Source organism: Pseudomonas sp. G7(2022), from assembly GCF_052660475.1.
Genome location: NZ_CP109659.1, coordinates 1,645,729 through 1,664,592, shown reverse-complemented (window position 1 = coordinate 1,664,592; position 18,864 = coordinate 1,645,729). Strand labels below are relative to the sequence as shown.

Sequence of the window (18,864 nt, the reverse complement as noted above, 5' to 3'; positions counted from 1 at the left end):
CGGCCTATGGACAACCCCATAGGCAACCGCCCCCTGATGGTGCGCTACATCATGCTGGCCATTGGCTGGCTGAGCGTGGCATTGGGGGTGATCGGGATTTTCCTGCCTGTTCTCCCCACTACTCCCTTCCTGCTGCTGGCAGCCGCGTGCTTTGCCCGCAGCTCCCCGCGTTTCTATCAGTGGCTTGTCGAGCATCCCCGACTCGGGCCATGGATCCGCGATTATCTTGATGGCAATGGCATTCCGCTCAAGGGCAAGGTCTACGCGATCGGGCTGATGTGGCCGAGCATTCTGTTTTCCTGCTATCTGGTGCCACTGCCGTGGGCGCGGGGGTTCATGCTGACCAGTGCGGTGCTGGTGACGGTCTACATTCTGCGACAGAAAACCCTGCACAAGCGCTGAGCGCTCAGCATCCGTTCGTCGAAAAACCCTGCTCACCTGTCAGATCTGACAGTAGCCAAGCGATCGACTTCAATCCTTAAATCACTCCGTCGCCCATCCCTCGACAGGAGTGTCCGCCATGTTGAAACAACCTGCGAAAAGAGTTGCCACCCGAGCGCTTGCCGAGCTGGAAATCCCCGACAAGCAACCCGAACCACTGCCTTCCGGTGAGTGGGCGATCAATCGGGCCGCGGCGATGGGGGTACACCCCGAACAAGGACTGCAGACTTACATTTGGCCATGGAGCCAGATGGGCATCGGTGACGACGTCGAACTGTTGAAGGATGGCAATGTCGTTGCTCAGACCACCATCAGGGATGCCGCCGAGGTGGACCAGCGCGTAACGCTGTTCGTCCCCCCCCGGCACGCCAAGACCGGCTCGCATACCCTGAATTACCGAGTCAAACGACTCAATCAAGCGTGGGAAACCCAGACTCCGCCGACCGAAATATACGAAAAACTCGAGATTCCGGGGGGGCAAGATACGTTGCCAGGCCCCGGCCACTCTGAGCTGTTTATGTATATCGATCCGAAAATCGTCAACGGTGTCGTGGATAAGGACATAGCAGAGGCGGGTGTGCCGATCATCATCCGTTCCGAGTCCGGCACCGCCCCGCCTTACCCCAATGCCGCCGTCGGCGATATTGCGGAGATTACCTGGGGCGGTTATCCCAAAAAATCCGCACCGCTGACCGCCGAGCAGATCAATGACCCCGACAACAACCCAATCGAAATCGTGGTGGATAAAGCAATCATCGAATGCGCCGGCGACAGCGATAAAAAGGGCCTTGGTGTGGCCTTCATTGTGACGGACATAGCGAAAAACGTTGCAGAAGACTGGAGCACGGAAACCCGGATCGTAGTCTCGTTGAGCACAGATCTTCTGCCCGCGCCTATTGTCGACCGGGCCATCAACAACGTGCTTGATCTTGAGACACTGGGTGACGACAACGTCATCGTTCAAGTGGTGGCCAGAGTCCCAGAATTCAAGCTTGACGACGACATCGAACTGAAGATGCGCGGCACCACGGTAGAGGGCGATCCGATCGAAGCCGTGGCGCCCTTGAAGAAGATCGACAACGTGCCACACGCCTACGAGTTGGTAATCCAGACCCCGGATGCGCGAAAGCTGGCAAAAACCCAAGCCACTTTCTCTTACCAGCTGAAACGCGATGGCAGCACCGATCCGCTTCGATCCAAAGGCCAGTTCGTGCAGATTGTGGGCGAAGCCGATCAACTGGCCGCCCCGATTCTCGACGATGCACAAAACGGTGCGATTCCCGACGACCTCGCGAGTACCCCTTTGCGAATCCCGCACAACCCGGACATTGAAGTCGGTATGGCAATCGAAATCAAATGGTTCGGCACACGTCCCGATGGCAAACCCTATGATCCCAGCTTCGAAGATGACTGGTATTTCCCGGATCCGTCCGAGGTGAACAACCCAAAAGGTTTTGTCATCACTGTCGACGGCTTACACATTCACACCCTCAAAGGCGGAAAAGTCGTCGCGTCCTACACACTGCTGATGGACAAAGGCGGTGAAATCATCAGGCGCCGTTCCCGGCCTGCTGCCTCCGTGAATGTCGGCGAACCGCAGTTTGAACTGGTCAAGCCCATCGTTCTGGGAGAGCAGAATGGTGAACTCGAACCCGGCGATTTGCCCGCAGGCGCCAGTAAATTCACTGCGCCAAGACCCACCGGTACGCCAAGCAAGTCTGGCGACACAGTGACCTATACCTGGGATGCCGAGGTCACAGGCAAGAAGGAAGACTTCGTCGTCCTGAACGCCCTCTCGGCCGACAAGGACGTTAACTTCACACTGGATGCCAAATTCGTAGCAGAGCACATTGAGCCCAACCGCGGAAAAAAAGTGACGGCCACTTACCGGATCTTGCGCAACGAAACCGACATCACCAGCTATTCCGATCCCCTGACCTTCGTCGTCGGCAAGGCAGACCAACAACTGCTGGATCCAGCCAAGGTACTGCAAGCCATTGACGGCATACTGGATCCATCCAAAGTCCCGAACGGGGCTACCGTCGAAATTGCCGCCAACCGGCAAGAGAACGCCGGCGATCATTTCTATATGAAGTGGGCCACGACGGACAACGTGACAGTGCACAAGGACGACAAAGCCATCAGCGGAAACAACAAGGGCAAACCCGTTGAGTTCACGGTTGACCATGCCATCGTGCAGGCCTGCCTGAACAAGAATGTGGTGATCAGTTATCACGTGACACTGTTCGAGGGTGGCCAAACCCCGGGGGAGGATTATCCGCTGAGAGTGGAGACGACGGAGTTCACACCGCCAGACGCCACTTTCAAAGAAGCGACCGGACCGCAAAAGGATCAGTTGAATCCCGATGATGTTCACCCGAACGGCGCAACGGTGGTGATACCGGCAACCGCCCTGCTGAAGACAGACGACGAAATCACGGTAACGGTAGAGGGTCAAACCACCACCACGTATTCGCATACAGTGACGTCCGGGCAGGCCGACAAAGAGCTGGCCGTGATCAAGGTGCCGCATAGCGTGATCAACGCCAACGAAGGCAGGGACATCGCCTTGAGCTACAAAATCAAACGCCAGGCCGGCGGAACCGATGGCCCCTCCAACCCGACGGTTTACGATGTGCGCAAGGTGATTGGCAGTGGCAAGTTGCAAGTCATGGGAGCCCGCTACAACAAGGGGATTTATCGGGAGACCAGCTCCAGCTGGCTCATATCCGCCTTCAACGCAGACACCCGGCAACGGGTAGAGGCAGAGTGGAAATATGCTGAAGACAGCACCTGGACGAAAGCGAAGATCTGGGTTGATACCGACCCTTATGCCCCCTTGCAAGTTCGCACCAGCGACGACCAGGTCACCCTGAACAGAGTGAACATATTTGGCACCGGTGGCCCGGGCACTCCCGCCAATGACGGGGCATTCGTGGCGCTGCGGGACAGGAACAATCTGGCAGCCTGGGGTAACCCATTGAATGGTCAGAAAATCCCGCCAACCTTTCAGACCTTCACCGATATTGCCCGGATTGCTTGTTCTGGCAGCTCCTACGCGGTGATTCGCACCAACAACTTCACCGTGGCATGGGCCGGGACTGCAGGTCAGGGTGGAGAAATGGGCACCGTTGATCCTCAGAACTTCGTGAAGCTCGCCGGCAACAGCGTGGCTATTGCGGGCATCAAAACCAATGGAACAGTCCATGCCTGGGGCACCGCTGCCAAAGGCGGAAACCCGCCTGACGAAATCCTGGCCTTGAAAGATGCAGTCGAACTGACGCCAGCCGGAGATGCTTTCGCCGTCCTCAGAGCGACAGGCCAAGTGATGGCCTGGGGAGGTGGAGCGGGGTTTGGCGGCGTTGTTCCTCCAGAGATTGCCAGCCTTACCGACATCAAACACGTGATCGGCAACGGCTTCGCTTTCGCCGCACTTCGGGAAAACGGCGCCGTGGTCGCCTGGGGCGATCCCGCGAAAGGCGGAACCGTATCCGACGATGTCGCCGGCCTGACCAACATCGAGACACTGGCCTGCGCGAATGCTCAAGCCTTTGTCGTCATGCTCAAAAGCGGACAAATTGCGGGCTGGGGGTCCGCAGGGTATGGCGGGGCAATACCTGCGGAAATACGCTCCCTGACGGATATCATCTCAGTTGTCGCCAGTTCGAATGCGTTTGCAGCACTTCGAGAAAGTGGTCACGTCGTCGGGTGGCTCGAGGCCAATTCGGGTGGCCTGATACCTGACCCGATCGCCGGCAGGGACGATCTTGTTCAACTGGCCGCCACCGCTGGAGCGTTCGCGGCAGTGTGCAGAAATGGAACCGTGGTGGCCTGGGGAGACCCATTGCTCGGCGGAGATACCACGCCCGTCACTGCCAAACTGGTCAACGTCACCGCGATCTACGCCAACCGTCATGCTTTTACGGCGCTCACTTCCGACGGCGAAGTGGTGACCTGGGGCAATGCACTCGCCGGCGGCGACAGCAGTGCCGCTCAAGACCGGCTCAAAGGCCAGGTATCGTACTACGCCAATGCGGCCACCCGCGGTCTGGCGCTCAAGGCCAGCCGTTTGGCCAGGCTCAATACCCCCTGACACCCATCGACGGTGACTTGCTGTGCGGCGCTCGCCCGAGCGCCGCCTATTTGACTTGAGCGGAGGGTGACATGAGCCAGACCAACAACAATCTGCGGGCGCCAACTGTAGACGACGCGCCTCTCGACATTCTGGATCCGCAAACGCTTCCCCCCGGAGGGGCGACCGTCAGAATAAAGCCCTGGGTGCCAATGAAGTTCCGCGATCACGTTTTCTTGTTCGTCGGTGATACCTATACCGATGACCTGCCGATCAGCGCCGGCGCAGTCGGCAATGATGTCGTGTTCAAGGTTGACGCTTCGGAATTTGTTGCCGACGAAAATGACATCGTACCGATTCGCTACGAAGTACAGCTGCACCAAAGCACTCGTGAACCATCGGACATCCTGGATCTGAAATTGCAGACGGGTTTCGACGCCGACGCCACACTGGATCTGAGCACTGAAAACTACGTCGTCTCCGTCGACAAGCCGCCACTTGCCCCTCCCCCAGCGGCGCGCATGACCCGTAAAGCCACTTGGGGCCAGGCTCCCTACACCTACGACAGCACCGATCCACTGATTGCCAGTGCCGATGCACGATCGGGCGAGATCACCGCCCTGCGCAACGGCGCCTGCAGGATCCGCGCGACCGACAGCCAGAACCAGAGTCGCGAGTACCCCCTCACTGTCAAGGGTATTCAGGAGGTGCACTTCCTGAGTGCCAGCGCGGATTGGGAGGGCATGACCAGAATTTGTACCGCTGCAAAGCTGCAACCGATCACCCTCGCCCAGTCGAAACGGCTGTGGACGCTTTATTTCCCCGACAGCGGCCCTGTCGCGGATTTCCTCGAGTGGCTGAACTACCCGGTGTGGACCGCCGACGTACTGGGCGCCGACACCGCCTGGACATACGACCTCAACGGCTCTTCGGTCAATGACAACGCCACCAGCCAGGACACGGCCTCGTTCTGGCAGGTCCTGGGGGTCTCCCAGACTTGAGCGACGGCGACCAAAAACTTGTGGAGATCGCCATGCAAAGCACGTTGCGAATCAGATGTCTGTTGCTCGCATTGGCGCTGCTCGGCAGTGTCAGCCAGGCCGCCACCGATCCGGAAACCGCTCAACGCTCAACTTTTCAAAGCCGCAGGGTCTGATCCTCAAGGAGTTGTCAGCTCCTGCGGCTTATCCTCTGACACTGCGCTGCGCATGGCCACGGGTTCGAATTCGATCCGCAAGACCAACTTGTTGGCGGGAAACACCGTGAGCCCGGACCGCTCGTCGCAAACCAGCCTGCCCCTGTCAGATCTGACAGTACCTCTCCCTCCTTCCCTCAGGTTCAATAAAAAACCGTCTGCGATCCCAATGCGTGCTCTTTCAGGAGTTTCGTCATGCTCACCCACAGTCCGCTTTTGTTTCCTGATCTCGACCAGCCCGTCACCCTGGCGCTTCGGCCCATGCAGATCAGCGGCGCAGTCACACCAGTCGAGGGCGTGGATGGCGGGATCAATATTGAGGTGGTGTCGGGAAGTGACAGCGGTGTGCTGAGCGTGATTGTGGCGTACCTCGACATGCTGGAGGGTGATGAAAGTGTTATTCATTGGGACGGCGTTCCGGTGCTCACCCGAAAGGTTGAACCGGGAGAGAAAGACAAACACCTGTTCTTTTACCTGCCCAAGGAGTTGTTCACTCCCGGTCAACATGAATGCTTTTATGAGTTGACCCGATTCGGCGCCACCACGCCGGACGATCCCTCTGTGGTGTCGCTGTTTTTTGTCAAACTCACCAGACCCGGTGGCCGAGACAGGGAACCTCATCTACCCATCGGGCACTCCGAACTGCGCATCGCGCAACTGCCGCAGGAAATCATCGATCAGGGATTGATCGACGCGGATTGGGCAAAAAAAGGGGTTCCCCTGACGGTTCCTGCTTACCCGGAAATCAGGGTGCGAGACAGGATTCTGATGCGCTGGGGCAGTCATACCCTGACACCTCTTCTCGTCACGCAAGCTCAGGCAGAGGGCAAGGAACCCATCGTGATCGTCGCCAAACAGGAAGACATTCTGGCCGGTGGCGACAGCGCGGCACTGGAAATCAAGTACGACCCTCACGATGAACTATGGAACTGGTCTTCCCGGCACTCCAAACGCACACAAATCGCCGTGGACGCCGGCGCCTGGCGTCTGGCTGCACCGATCATCAAGCAATCGGTTAATGGGATCATCACGATCATCAACTTGAACAAGGAGGACGTCACGGTCCAAGTCCATATCCAGGGCTCGGATTTCGCGCTGAACGACTCAGTGAAAATGACCTGGATTGGCACCCCTTTCACTGGCAAGCCGTTGATTCACACCGAAACCAAATCGGTGGAAAACATTCCGAGTGTCATGGAATTCAAGGTGCCGTACGCGCAAGTCCGCGCCATCGCCATGGGCCGGGCTGATGCCTCCTACGTGCTGACGAAAGCGGACGCAAGTCCGCCGTTATCCTCCAAACGCGAATTCGCCGACGTGGTGGGTGACGTTTCGATGCCGGACGCACCGAAGATTGTCGAGTTGCTGGGCGACATACTCGAGTCGGACAGATCCTACGCCACGGTACGGATCAAGTACTTGACCATTGCCAATGGCGATCTGGTCGCCGGTCACTGGATAGGTGAAAAGTCCAACGGTCAGCCCTATGTCCATGAGTTCACTCATACCGTCAGTGACAATGAGGCAAAAGAAGGCTTTTTCACTGCTTACGTCGACAAAGAGCACATCAGCGTGCTCGACAAGGGCAAACTCGATCTTTGGTACACCGTGTTCAATGACAAGCCGGAGCTCTATGGCGTCAGTGATTCAGAGCATCTGCTGGTCAAGGTGCAAGCCGTCACCGCGACACTGCCCAGGCCCGAGGTGGAGGAAGCCGACAAAAACCCCGATGTGCTCGACCCTTCCAAAGTCTTCGATGTCGTCCACATCTATATCGAAAATCCACCGACCCAAAAAGACGACATCGTGACCTGGTACTGGCAAGGGTCACATCCGTTCGGCAGCATCAGCGACTGGGTGCCCATCACCTCGCTGAGCGCCGGTAAACCGCTGCGTTTTCGAGTGCCCGCGAACTTCGTCACGATCAGTATCGGGCAGTACGTCAGAGTGCGTTACTCGCTCAAGCACGCGTCCACAGGTTTATACAGTCACTCCGCCGCACTCAATCTGCTGATCGGGTCGCTGGTAGGTGAATTGCCAGCGCCACAAGTCAAACAGGCACCGAACGCCGTACTCAAACCCATGGACGGGTTGAACGGTGTGGACATCAAAGTCAGCTACGACAGTATGGACCCGGCCCTCGACACCATTCGCCTGCTCTGGGTCGGGACCCCCGGTGCCGGCACACCAACAGTTCCTGAACTTCCCGGACACAGCAGTGGCAGTGTGGACTTTCATCTGGCCTCAACGGTTATCGGCCCCAACATCAACAAAAACGTGGACGTGAAGTACTTCGTGCGCCGCTATGGCCACGAGACAGAATCAGAGTCGTTGGGCCTTAGAGTCACGGGATTCGACGACCCCGAAAACGATCTGCCTCGCCCTCAAGTACCTGAGTCAGACGATAACCGGGTCCTGGATCTGATGACGTTCAATGGGAATGCCACAACGCTCGTTGCCAAGTGGCCTTACATTGCGCTCAAGCAACGCCTCTGGTTGAGGCTGGAAGGCAAGACAGCGGTAGGCAGCGACTACATCATCCGGATGCTCGATGGCGTGGAAATCACTCCCGCGCAATTCAGCAGCGGGCTGAATGAAGTGCTGCCTCGAAGCGAGTTAATGAAGCTGGGGCATTCCACACCGGCAAACGTGATTTGCAAAGTCTCGTTCGATGGCAGCGCTCAAGAAGACGATGCGATTGAGCTCCCGGGATTGCCGCTTACGATCAGAACCCGATACGACTGGCTGACGCCGAAAATCACCCATGTGACTGACGCCAATGGGGAGGTTACAGAGGGTGGCGAGACTTTCTTTGAGCAGGTAACTGTCGAAGGCTCTGCGACCCGAGATGAGACGGTCGAGATTTTCGATGGCTCGACCTCGCACGGCAATGCTGATGTTGATGCCGATGGCGTCTGGCGCAAGCCCCTGCTCAACCTCCAGATCAAGGATTATCACATTACAGCCCACGCTCTATATCCAGCGGACCCGGTTTCCAGCCTGATCCGTGCCTTTACGGTGATAGCAGCTGTTCCACCCACTATCACCAATGCCCAGGATTCCAAAGGCACCGTGATTCCAGATGGCGGCACCACCGTCGACACAACCGTGAAACTGACAGGCACTGCCAGCAAGGGCCAGCAGGTGGAGATCCTCGACGGGGCTGTCAGCAAGGGTAACGCCACAGCGGACCCATCCACCGGCATCTGGACCAAAGACCTTACGGGGTTGAGCGTGGCAGCGCACAGCTTCACCGCCAAAGCACTGTACGGCGCGGGCCAGACTTCAGGGGCACGGACACTGACCGTGACTGCGGCGGTTGCACCCACCATCACCAACGCCCAGGATTCCAAAGGCACCGTGATTCCAGATGGCGGCACCACCGTCGACACAACCGTGAAACTGACGGGCACTGCCAGCAAGGGCCAGCAGGTGGAGATCCTCGACGGGGCCGTCAGCAAGGGTAACGCCACAGCGGACCCATCCACCGGCATCTGGACCAAAGACCTTACGGGGTTGAGCGTGGCAGCGCACAGCTTCACCGCCAAAGCACTGTACGGCGCGGGCCAGACTTCAGGGGCACGGACACTGACCGTGACTGCGGCGGCGGCGCCGACTATCACCAACGCCCAGGATTCCAAAGGCACCGTGATTCCAGATGGCGGCACCACCGTCGACACAACCGTGAAACTGACAGGCACTGCCAGCAAGGGCCAGCAGGTGGAGATCCTCGACGGGGCCGTCAGCAAGGGTAACGCCACAGCGGACCCATCCACCGGCATCTGGACCAAAGACCTTACGGGGTTGAGCGTGGCAGCGCACAGCTTCACCGCCAAAGCACTGTACGGCGCGGGCCAGACTTCAGGGGCACGGACACTGACCGTGACCGCCGTGGATGTACCGATCATCACCAACGCCCAGGATTCCAAAGGCACCGTGATTCCAGATGGTGGCACCACCGTCGACACAACCGTGAAACTGACGGGCACTGCCAGCAAGGGCCAGCAGGTGGAGATCCTCGACGGCGCCGTCAGCAAAGGGAACGCCACAGCGGACCCATCGACCGGCATCTGGACCAAAGACCTTACGGGGTTGAGCGTGGCAGCGCACAGCTTCACCGCCAAAGCACTGTACGGCGCGGGCCAGACTTCAGGGGCACGGACACTGACCGTGACTGCGGCGGCGGCGCCGACTATCACCAACGCCCAGGATTCCAAAGGCACCGTGATTCCAGATGGCGGCACCACCGTCGACACAACCGTGAAACTGACGGGCACTGCCAGCAAGGGCCAGCAGGTGGAGATCCTCGACGGGGCCGTCAGCAAAGGGAACGCCACAGCGGACCCATCCACCGGCATCTGGACCAAAGACCTTACGGGGTTGAGCGTGGCAGCGCACAGCTTCACCGCCAAAGCACTGTACGGCGCGGGCCAGACTTCGGGGGCACGGACACTGACCGTGACTGCGGCGGCGGCGCCGACCATCACCAACGCCCAGGATTCCAAAGGCACCGTGATTCCAGATGGCGGCACCACCGTCGACACAACCGTGAAACTGACAGGCACTGCCAGCAAGGGCCAGCAGGTGGAGATCCTAGACGGGGCCGTCAGCAAGGGTAACGCCACAGCGGACCCATCCACCGGCATCTGGACCAAAGACCTTACGGGGTTGAGCGTGGCAGCGCACAGCTTCACCGCCAAAGCACTGTACGGCGCGGGCCAGACTTCAGGGGCACGGACACTGACCGTGACTGCGGCGGCGGCGCCGACCATCACCAACGCCCAGGATTCCAAAGGCACCGTGATTCCAGATGGTGGCACCACCGTCGACACAACCGTGAAACTGACGGGCACTGCCAGCAAGGGCCAGCAGGTGGAGATCCTCGACGGGGCCGTCAGCAAAGGGAACGCCACAGCGGACCCATCCACCGGCATCTGGACCAAAGACCTTACGGGGTTGAGCGTGGCAGCGCACAGCTTCACCGCCAAAGCACTGTACGGCGCGGGCCAGACTTCGGGGGCACGGACACTGACAGTGACTGCGGCGGCAGCGCCGACCATCACCAACGCCCAGGATTCCAAAGGCACCGTGATTCCAGATGGCGGCACCACCGTCGACACAACCGTGAAACTGACAGGCACTGCCAGCAAGGGCCAGCAGGTGGAGATCCTCGACGGGGCCGTCAGCAAAGGGAACGCCACAGCGGACCCATCCACCGGCATCTGGACCAAAGACCTTACGGGGTTGAGCGTGGCAGCGCACAGCTTCACCGCCAAAGCACTGTACGGCGCGGGCCAGACTTCAGGGGCACGGAGACTGACCGTCGCAGTTCACACCGCCCCGTCACTCGATTCAGTAAGAGACTCCCGTGGTGAACTGCCGAACAATGGAGCGACCACAGACACTTCAGTCACGTTGCAAGGCCGGGTAACGCCTCTGCATGATGTCCAGATCTACGATGGAAGCACGCCAAAACACATTGCGACTGCTCTTAACACCGGCATATGGACCACTACGCTGGCAGTAGGACTCGGCGGACATACCATCACTGCACGGGCGGTGACGACCGGACAACCGTCAAATGCACGGAGTTTCACGGTCAATTCACCAATCCCGCCACTGACCATCAATCCAGCCACTATGAGTCTGAATGCCTGGCACTTCAGGGATAACGACACCCCTACCAACCCTCCTGCCGGCGCCTTTGGTGACCGATCGGCCAGTGGAGGCGTGCTTCCCTACAGATATGCCTCCAGTAACCCCAACGTCGCAGAAGTCAACGTCAGCAGCGGCCGCGTCATTTCCAAGGGCAACGGTTCAGCAACCATCACCGTTACGGACAATGCGAATCAAACCGCCAGTTACACCGTCACCACTTCAAACGTGGAAAGACTGTTTGGCACAGGCCACTTCAATACCTACACCGTATGTGCAAACACGGCGGCCAGTATGGGAGGAAGAATTCCTACTCTGGCCGAATGGCGAGCCTTTATCAGTAACTACAGCGGTCGACGCACCATTGAGCGCTGGTGCTGGGCGTCCGACTCAGGCGGCATCGGCAAACGGATGGTGATCTTCCCGGCTACCGGTCAGACTGATACACGACTCGATATCGGCATTGGAGGTGGTACTGCCGATGGCTTCGGCATACGACGCGCATAAAAGCCGGATACAAAAAAACCGCTACTCCCTGAAAAGAGTAGCGGTTTCCTGATATTCGGGATCGTGGCTTACCAGCTATACCTCAACCCCACATTTCCCCCCCAAGGCTGTTCGATATCCTTGCCATTGGCATAATCCAGATCGACATGCACCTGCCACTTCTCCGACATGGCCACCGCCAAACCGGCACCGAACTCCGCCCGCGAGCCCGATAGATCGTTGTTGAACACGTTGTTTTCGTTGACCTCGACCTTGTTGTCATCGGCAAACTCATGGGCAATGGCCGCACGCACATAAGGTTGCGCAACAGCACCGTTGCCGATATCAAAATTGCGCCCGAACGTGGCGCCAGCCTTGCCCAGGAATGAGCGGGTACGATCGCCATCGGCCTCCATGTCGTTGTCCAGGCTGAAGCGTTTGCCCTGGATCTGCGCTGCCGAAAACTGAACGAACGGCTCAATGAAGTAATCGTTGCTCAACTGGATATGACGACCGCCTTCCACCGATGCGCTGACGCCCCAATTAACGTAATCGCCCTTGGCACGTGTGCTGTCGCTCAAACCGACCTTGGCTTCGTTGCGGAAACGGTTGAATTTCAACACACCGTCAACGTAGTAGCCGGTGTCGCGGTCCATCCACGTCACGTAGGGCCCGAAGTAGTAACTGTCGACCGTGCCTGAGGTGCCGTGTTCGAGACTCAGTTTTGATTGACTGTAACCACCCATCAAGCCCACCAGCACATTGCTGTCATTCACCCGGGCATCGGCACCGAGGGAAATCCCTTGCTGGTTCTGCTGGTACGCCACACCGGAACCTTCGGCGACGTTGTACTGATTGCCATAGGTGCGTGCCCAGGCGCCCGACTGGCCACCATTGAATCGCAACTCGCCCATGCGGCTACGCAATGAGCTGGCTTCGCCGTACAACAGGGTCATCGGAGAATTGAACAAGGCCAGTACCGCACTGGCGCCGGGGCTGATCACCTGGGTGGTCGGATCGAGGAACCACTCAGTGCCGCCCGTTCCTCCCGGTCGCTGGGCCAGGTCATAGGACCAGGTACCGAGATCCACTCGCCCGCCCGTCAGTGCAAAGTGCGCATCGCCCGCGGCCGTGTGCACCAGGGTCAGTTGCTGCGGATTCACCGCATCCAGGCCCGACGCCGCCACCAGCAAACCGAACTGTCCGGTTGCCACACCGGTAACGTTGAGGACGTCATGCTGCCCCGTAGCGAAGTTGCCCTTCATGGCGAAAGTACTGGAACCATCCGGCGAACCGGCGAGCGTACCGACATTCAACTGGTAGAAGGTATTCGGCACATCCTGCGCACCAAAACGAACCGTCCCGCCATTCATGGCGAGCGTTCCTACGGTGTCGTTGCCAGTCAGGGTCCAGATCGAACCGCCGTTGACGGACACGCCATTGACCTTGTCGAGACGGCCGGTGAATTGCGAGCTGTTCTGCAGGGTGACGTTGGCGGTCGAACCGTTTTCGACCAGCACATCACCGGTCATGCGGCCTTGATCGAACGTCAGGTTGCCGGTGCTGTTGCCGGCGATGTTGATGTTGCCTTGCAGAGTGCTGTTGGCGACGGTCATGGCAGCGGTGGACGCGCCCTGGACATCGAGCAAGTTGTTGTTCCCGGCGAGCAGGCTGGCGCCGTTAGACAGATTGACAGTGGCATTGGTACCGCGATCAACCAGAACTGCCGAGCCATTGACCCCTCGTACAGTGGCGTTATCCAGCGAGAGCGAACGGGCGCCGACATTCTCCGTGTCGTTGACCATGCGCACGCCTGTCGCCTGACCGGTGATGACAGTCTCGGCGGAGGCGTTCAGCGCGCCGCCAAGAAGATTCGCACCAATGCCATTGCTGCCAGTACCGGTCACTTGCGTATTGGCCAGCGACAAAGTGCTGAGCCCCGTGACTTGCGCACCGAAAACATCACCACGGATCTGACTGTTGGAAACATCCACAGTGGAGCCGCCAGCGGCAATCGAAGATCGGTTGACGGCCAGACCGATGTCGTCGCTGGTCACATTGGCCTGGTTGATGGTGCCCCGGCTGCTGGTGACCAGAATGCCTTCGACGCCAGGATTGCTGACGACCGTGGCGCCATTGATGGTCAGTGTCGATCCGGATTGAATGGTAATTGACTGGGTGATGGCACCATTGACGTTCAACACACCGTTGTTGCGCACCAGATAATCGATCGGCGTTGTCGTCGAATCGATATCCAGCGTCGTGTTATCGACAATGGTGGCTGCCAGTATGCCGCCGCTGGAAATGGAAATGGCTGGCATGACCATCAGAATACTCAACGCGTTTTTTACAGAAAGACGTTCAAGCCGCCCGCCAAATATTCTCATGACTTACCCACCTCTGATATACCTGTGCGAAATTGCGAAATGCATTTGCGTGAAAAAATAGAGCGCGGAGGCTAATCGGATTCCTCACAAAAAAATGTAGGAAAAGTCCGATAAGCAAGGAAGAAATATCCCTGACACTAATGTTATAAAAAAACGGGAGGCAACAGCCTCCCGTTTTTTTCAAATACTGCAAGGTGTCGTATCACCATTCCTCATGACCACCCTGACCAGGTGACGCACTGAAGGTGTAGGCCGCCCATCAATCACGGCGTTATAACTCACCGCCCCCCATGCATTTCCAGTATTAAGAAACTGCTCATACGGAAAGCGTATGGTAAAACCATTTTGCACATCCGAAGAATCCGGCTGATATTTAACTTCTTCCTTATTATTCGGTATCACAGTATTACCAGCGGAATCACTGTAGCCCTGATAAGTAAAAGTCAACGTCTGACCTTCCAGTTGCGGCTCTCCCCCCGGAACAAAAACTTCGATACATTTTATAAGCACTGGATGGCTTTGCAACGAAGGGCAATTCAAATAATCAAAATCCGGATCGAGATGCTGGAAGGTTGCCTGAGGCACACTCCCCGGTCTGATGAACACATCTACATCCCGTGGCATTGAGCGCTCTTCGTTATCGTTCACATCAGGATTGGTGACCTTATAAGTCACTGGAACTTCCGTGCCGTTCCCACCAGCGTCTACAACTGACCACTCAATTGTCCAATTTAGCTCAGTCTCCGTACCATCCAACAGAAGAACACCGCCTTCAGCGTCTTTTACTTCAACCCCGTTCCAGATCAGAGTGGCAATATCCTTATCCTTGATACCCGGGTAAGCGGCCACTTTTACGTCAACATCCTCATCCTTGTCCAGCACCGTCAAAACGTTGATCGGATTGCCGCCCGCCCCTTGAACATCGACTGGACGAAAATTGGGATTTGGATCTTCTGGACCTTCGCCGTCCCCTGCCCGGCGCAGATCGACTCTTACAGTGGCGTTTTCGGGGGGATTACTGGCAGGATGTCGAATCTCTCCACGTTTTATTTGATAGCTGACCTTAATGGTTTTATCTCCGAGATCACCGTTATGCCAGTACGAATAAGGAACCGGTACATAAGTTGGGAAGCCAGCGATTTTTTGTGCTGGCACTACAACGCCATCGACGGTGACCTCAAGTTCATCACCATCCAAAAAATTCTCGTACTTATCGATGATCCCCACTCCTGCGCGCATCCGAGCGTCGGCGAGGTCAATCTTCTTCGGTGCCGTGTCGTTATCAAGCAGCGGAATACTTGGATCCTCCAAATCCTTTGGAGGGTCCGTCACTGTTACGTTCACTCGTTTGAAAGGCGAATTTAGACTTCGGTTACCTTTCCGATCCGTACGATAGTAAAAAATCGCTTTCTCACCCTCTTCAGTTCCGACCATTGCGGTGGTCAGCTTAAAGGTAACGGCATCAAGAGGATCGACAACAATAAATTCCCCTACGAATACCGGGGTCGGAAATGTCGAGCCAAAATAACATTCATACTTGTCCGCTATTTTTATATCGGCGACCTTTGGCATGGTAATCAGGACAAAACCGTTGGCATCCAGATAAGGCTTGGTAATGCCGTTTGCCTCCACCTCCGGAGGAAGAGTAACAAGACCGCTGACATCAGGTAGCGTAGTGTCGATATTGATGAGCAGATCCGGAATATCTTTAGTGTTCCCGCCATGATTGAGTACATAGCTCAACATGTGGGGGCCTGAGACATTCGTAAGCCCTGCTGGCAATACCATTGGAATGTCCCCAGCAGCAATAGGGGTTGTGTAGGTGTACCGGGGGCCTTGCCGAGTGCCATCCCAAGTCAGATTTATATACCCATCAACGGGAGGATCATCGTCAGCCCCGTCGAACCTGAGGACAGTCACTTTCAATGCAAAACCCTGATACTGTTTGTGCAATTGATTCGGATCATCGTCCACCTCATCAGGCAGCAGAGGATTGTCATCATCCAGCACAGGCGCTTCAAACTCCGCTTTCGGTGAATTTCGGAGAATACTCAAATAACGCTCACGACTTTGTACCGGGGTCAACTTAATGACATTGTTCATCTTGTTCATCCTTTCAATGACTTGATTAAATGACAAAGGGTATTGCAGCCCCGTGCCAGAACACCTGGAACCAACCGCAAATCAAAAAACACTGCATTGGCACGACTGTGCGCATCAGCAGTTATTACACGCACCAACTTCCTGAAACACTTGCCCCTTCGGCGAAATCACTGATCACAAAGATCATTATCCGGCCCACAGATTTCCCCGCTGGGCATGGTTCTATTGATAAGCACGAAATCCGGCCTTGACTCTCCCCGTCCACCATTGCTCTTTCTCAAAAAGTAACGACAGAGCGCCGATCCGTTATTGACCATGGGTGCAATCAGCTTTTGATAGTCCGTCACCAACACGTCAAAACCATTGCGTGCCTGATCAAGAGTCAGCGTCGTTTCGAAAGAGTGCGCGACGCCCGAAATAGGAGAAGTGCCGTTGGAGCCCTGACACCCTTGCCAACTCAGGTCGACAACATCATCCTCGTCGAACGCGTCATTACCCTCGATATGAACTTTCACATGCACCCACAACCGTGGGTTGGCGCAGCAATTGAGTACCCCTTCCCGCCCGCCATCGGGGAAGGTCGGCTCGGGCAGATTCCTGATGATGATGATTGCCACGTTCACCGGGGTTGTCGGGGCCAACTGCTGGTTCACACCGTTATCGGTGAAGTACCGCACAGGCAGCGCCGGATTTTCCTTGTCCTGGTCGATAAACTCCCAAGGAATACTGAAGAGAATTACTGTCCCGGCCGTATCACCGGGCTGAACCTCATACTTCGCGACGGGTGCACTGATGGTTCCCCAGTACAGTAAGACTTTTTCCCCTGGCTCAGGGTTGTCATGCAGTGCCAGGCGCCCTTCGGCGGGCAATTCGTAGTCATCGGGAAGCAGCTTGTTCAGCTGTTTTGAAACGGCTCCGTAAATCTCGACCTTCGCCAGCCTGGTATTCAACAGCGCAGGTGCGTCGGGGTGGTCTTGACCCGCGACCGTAAAGTTGAAGGGCACGGTTGTTTCCGGTGACGGCGGCGTCGGCGTCCCGCCCCGACTGACGCGGTAGTCGATACGCGCGTCCATGGGACCGAGCCCGTCGGCCGTCAGTGTTGACCAGGGCACGGTCGCGGTCTGTACCGGCTTCGCAGGATCGACATCGAGCGGTGCGAGATCATGACCATTCCACCGGATCAAAAGCTTGTCGGAAGCATCCGGATTGTCATAGTTATCGATTTCGACCGTAACAGCCTTCTGATTCGTAGCCCCTTCGCGGGCATGCTCGCGGTCGATCAATCCCCTGGCCGACAAAGGCACACGTGGCGGCTTGAGTTTGCCGGGCCCGGGTTTCAGATTGACGAACACCGGCAAAAGAGTAGAGCGCGGTCCGGTGTTGCGGGCCCAGTCCCGCAACATGTAATAAAAGAAACGTTGGCCGTGTCCCTTGGCCCGAATGTCCGCTTCATAAATCGTGATGATCAGTTGCCTCAGATCGATGTCCTGCTGGCTGAATACTTGCTCACCAATTTCCTGCTCGGAGTCCGGCGGGTTGTCGTTGTCGGTCAGGAAATGGATCGAACGGTCCCGTGCCATGGCATCCACATAAAACGGGACTTGAAACCTGACCTCGCCAAAGCGGGTGAGATAGTCATCGGTGAGGTCGCCGGGAACGTTCAGCATGACCAAGGCATCGCCGGTTTGCCCATCATTCGGGGGCTGCCGATCGACCGTCACTCGAGTATTAAAGGAATATTGCTTGTTCCCACCGTAATTCAACTCGTAGGACAAGGCGTAAATGCCATGCGCCAGCTTGTCCCGCGGGACTTTCAAGACCTTCTCACCCGGCGTATCGAATGTCTCTTTGTACACCGGAGTGAACAGTCCGCCCTCCAGCACCCAACTGATGGAAAGGATGTAGACGGGATCAGCGACGGGGGGCGGTATCCAGTTGGGGACAATCACTTGCAAATCATCGCTCAAGGCACTGCGCGGCAGCAGCCCATCGGGACTTTCATCGCCGTTCTCATCCTTGAGAATGGCGGGAACCCTGGGTTTTTCCAGCTCTGGAACTACAGGGTCGATCTGGTCTTGAGTAATCGGCATTACAGACGCCCTCTCACGAAATGGCCACGCTCCCTGAACAACTGCACGTTATCTGCAGGTTGAGGATTCGTTGCTCTGACGTGATTTAACGGCGTTGCACATTCGCTGGCTACTGTCAGAAATTACAGGTTTTGCTACCGCTCGTCGGAGATTGAACACCGCCACCCATCCGGCAGAACGGCATAAACAGAAATGTTTAACAAACGGGATCGGTGACTGACTCAGGCTACGCGTCCTTGCGCCGATGCCTACGCATCAGCCAGAATCCGCCGGCTTGTGCGCCTTGGGAGCGGGTTCTATTGTTTGGCGGTCGCTGAAAAGCAGCGATCGGGTTTAGCAGCCCGGTTAACTTCAAGGCACGTTGGTGTCGCCATTGTTTTGTCATGGCGGCTGACGTGGGGCACTTCGGTGCGCCGGGATCCTTGAGCCTGGTCT

General features: G+C 57.1%; 8 protein-coding genes. 5 read left to right on the top strand and 3 right to left on the bottom strand.

From position 1 onward, the window contains the following. The first annotated feature begins 6 nt into the window (after positions 1–6). From NE357_RS07490 to NE357_RS07470, 5 genes are all read left to right on the top strand, one after another. A complete protein-coding gene (locus NE357_RS07490) occupies positions 7–402 on the top strand; it encodes a YbaN family protein (protein WP_169429346.1) in 396 nt (131 codons plus the stop codon). 118 nt (positions 403–520) lie between these two features. Next, positions 521–4,534, top strand: a complete 4,014-nt coding sequence (locus NE357_RS07485; protein ID WP_169429345.1) for an RCC1 domain-containing protein — start codon at positions 521–523, stop codon at positions 4,532–4,534. A 71-nt stretch (positions 4,535–4,605) separates the two neighbouring features. Next, positions 4,606–5,514, top strand: a complete 909-nt coding sequence (locus tag NE357_RS07480) for a hypothetical protein (RefSeq protein ID WP_169429344.1) — start codon at positions 4,606–4,608, stop codon at positions 5,512–5,514. Between the two features lie 32 nt (positions 5,515–5,546). Next, positions 5,547–5,669, top strand: coding sequence for a hypothetical protein (locus NE357_RS07475; RefSeq protein ID WP_283241416.1), 123 nt, complete (start codon positions 5,547–5,549; stop codon positions 5,667–5,669). Between the two features lie 234 nt (positions 5,670–5,903). Beyond that, on the top strand, positions 5,904–11,870 hold the full coding sequence (locus NE357_RS07470; protein ID WP_445576627.1) for a beta strand repeat-containing protein: 5,967 nt from the start codon (positions 5,904–5,906) through the stop codon (positions 11,868–11,870). Positions 11,871–11,938: 68 nt separating this feature from the next. Here NE357_RS07470 and NE357_RS07465 read toward each other — a convergent pair whose 3' ends face one another. From NE357_RS07465 to NE357_RS07455, 3 genes are all read right to left on the bottom strand, one after another. Beyond that, positions 11,939–14,176, bottom strand: coding sequence for an autotransporter outer membrane beta-barrel domain-containing protein (locus NE357_RS07465; RefSeq protein ID WP_249314383.1), 2,238 nt, complete (start codon positions 14,174–14,176; stop codon positions 11,939–11,941). Positions 14,177–14,416: 240 nt separating this feature from the next. Next, positions 14,417–16,339 (bottom strand): hypothetical protein, encoded by a 1,923-nt coding sequence (locus tag NE357_RS07460; protein WP_169429339.1) that lies wholly within the window; start codon positions 16,337–16,339, stop codon positions 14,417–14,419. Between the two features lie 167 nt (positions 16,340–16,506). Then, a complete protein-coding gene (locus NE357_RS07455; RefSeq protein WP_169429338.1) occupies positions 16,507–18,429 on the bottom strand; it encodes a hypothetical protein in 1,923 nt (640 codons plus the stop codon). Positions 18,430–18,864: the final 435 nt, after the last annotated feature.

What these genes read in the sequence shown, in the direction of transcription:
- NE357_RS07485 (WP_169429345.1), top strand. Translation starts at nt 521, where the DNA reads ATGTTGAAACAACCTGCGAAAAGAGTTGCCACCCGAGCGCTTGCCGAG.
- NE357_RS07475 (WP_283241416.1), top strand. Translation starts at nt 5,547, where the DNA reads ATGCAAAGCACGTTGCGAATCAGATGTCTGTTGCTCGCATTGGCGCTG.
- NE357_RS07460 (WP_169429339.1), bottom strand. Translation starts at nt 16,339, where the DNA reads ATGAACAATGTCATTAAGTTGACCCCGGTACAAAGTCGTGAGCGTTAT.
- NE357_RS07470 (WP_445576627.1), top strand. Translation starts at nt 5,904, where the DNA reads ATGCTCACCCACAGTCCGCTTTTGTTTCCTGATCTCGACCAGCCCGTC.
- NE357_RS07465 (WP_249314383.1), bottom strand. Translation starts at nt 14,176, where the DNA reads ATGGTCATGCCAGCCATTTCCATTTCCAGCGGCGGCATACTGGCAGCC.
- NE357_RS07455 (WP_169429338.1), bottom strand. Translation starts at nt 18,429, where the DNA reads ATGCCGATTACTCAAGACCAGATCGACCCTGTAGTTCCAGAGCTGGAA.
- NE357_RS07490 (WP_169429346.1), top strand. Translation starts at nt 7, where the DNA reads ATGGACAACCCCATAGGCAACCGCCCCCTGATGGTGCGCTACATCATG.
- NE357_RS07480 (WP_169429344.1), top strand. Translation starts at nt 4,606, where the DNA reads ATGAGCCAGACCAACAACAATCTGCGGGCGCCAACTGTAGACGACGCG.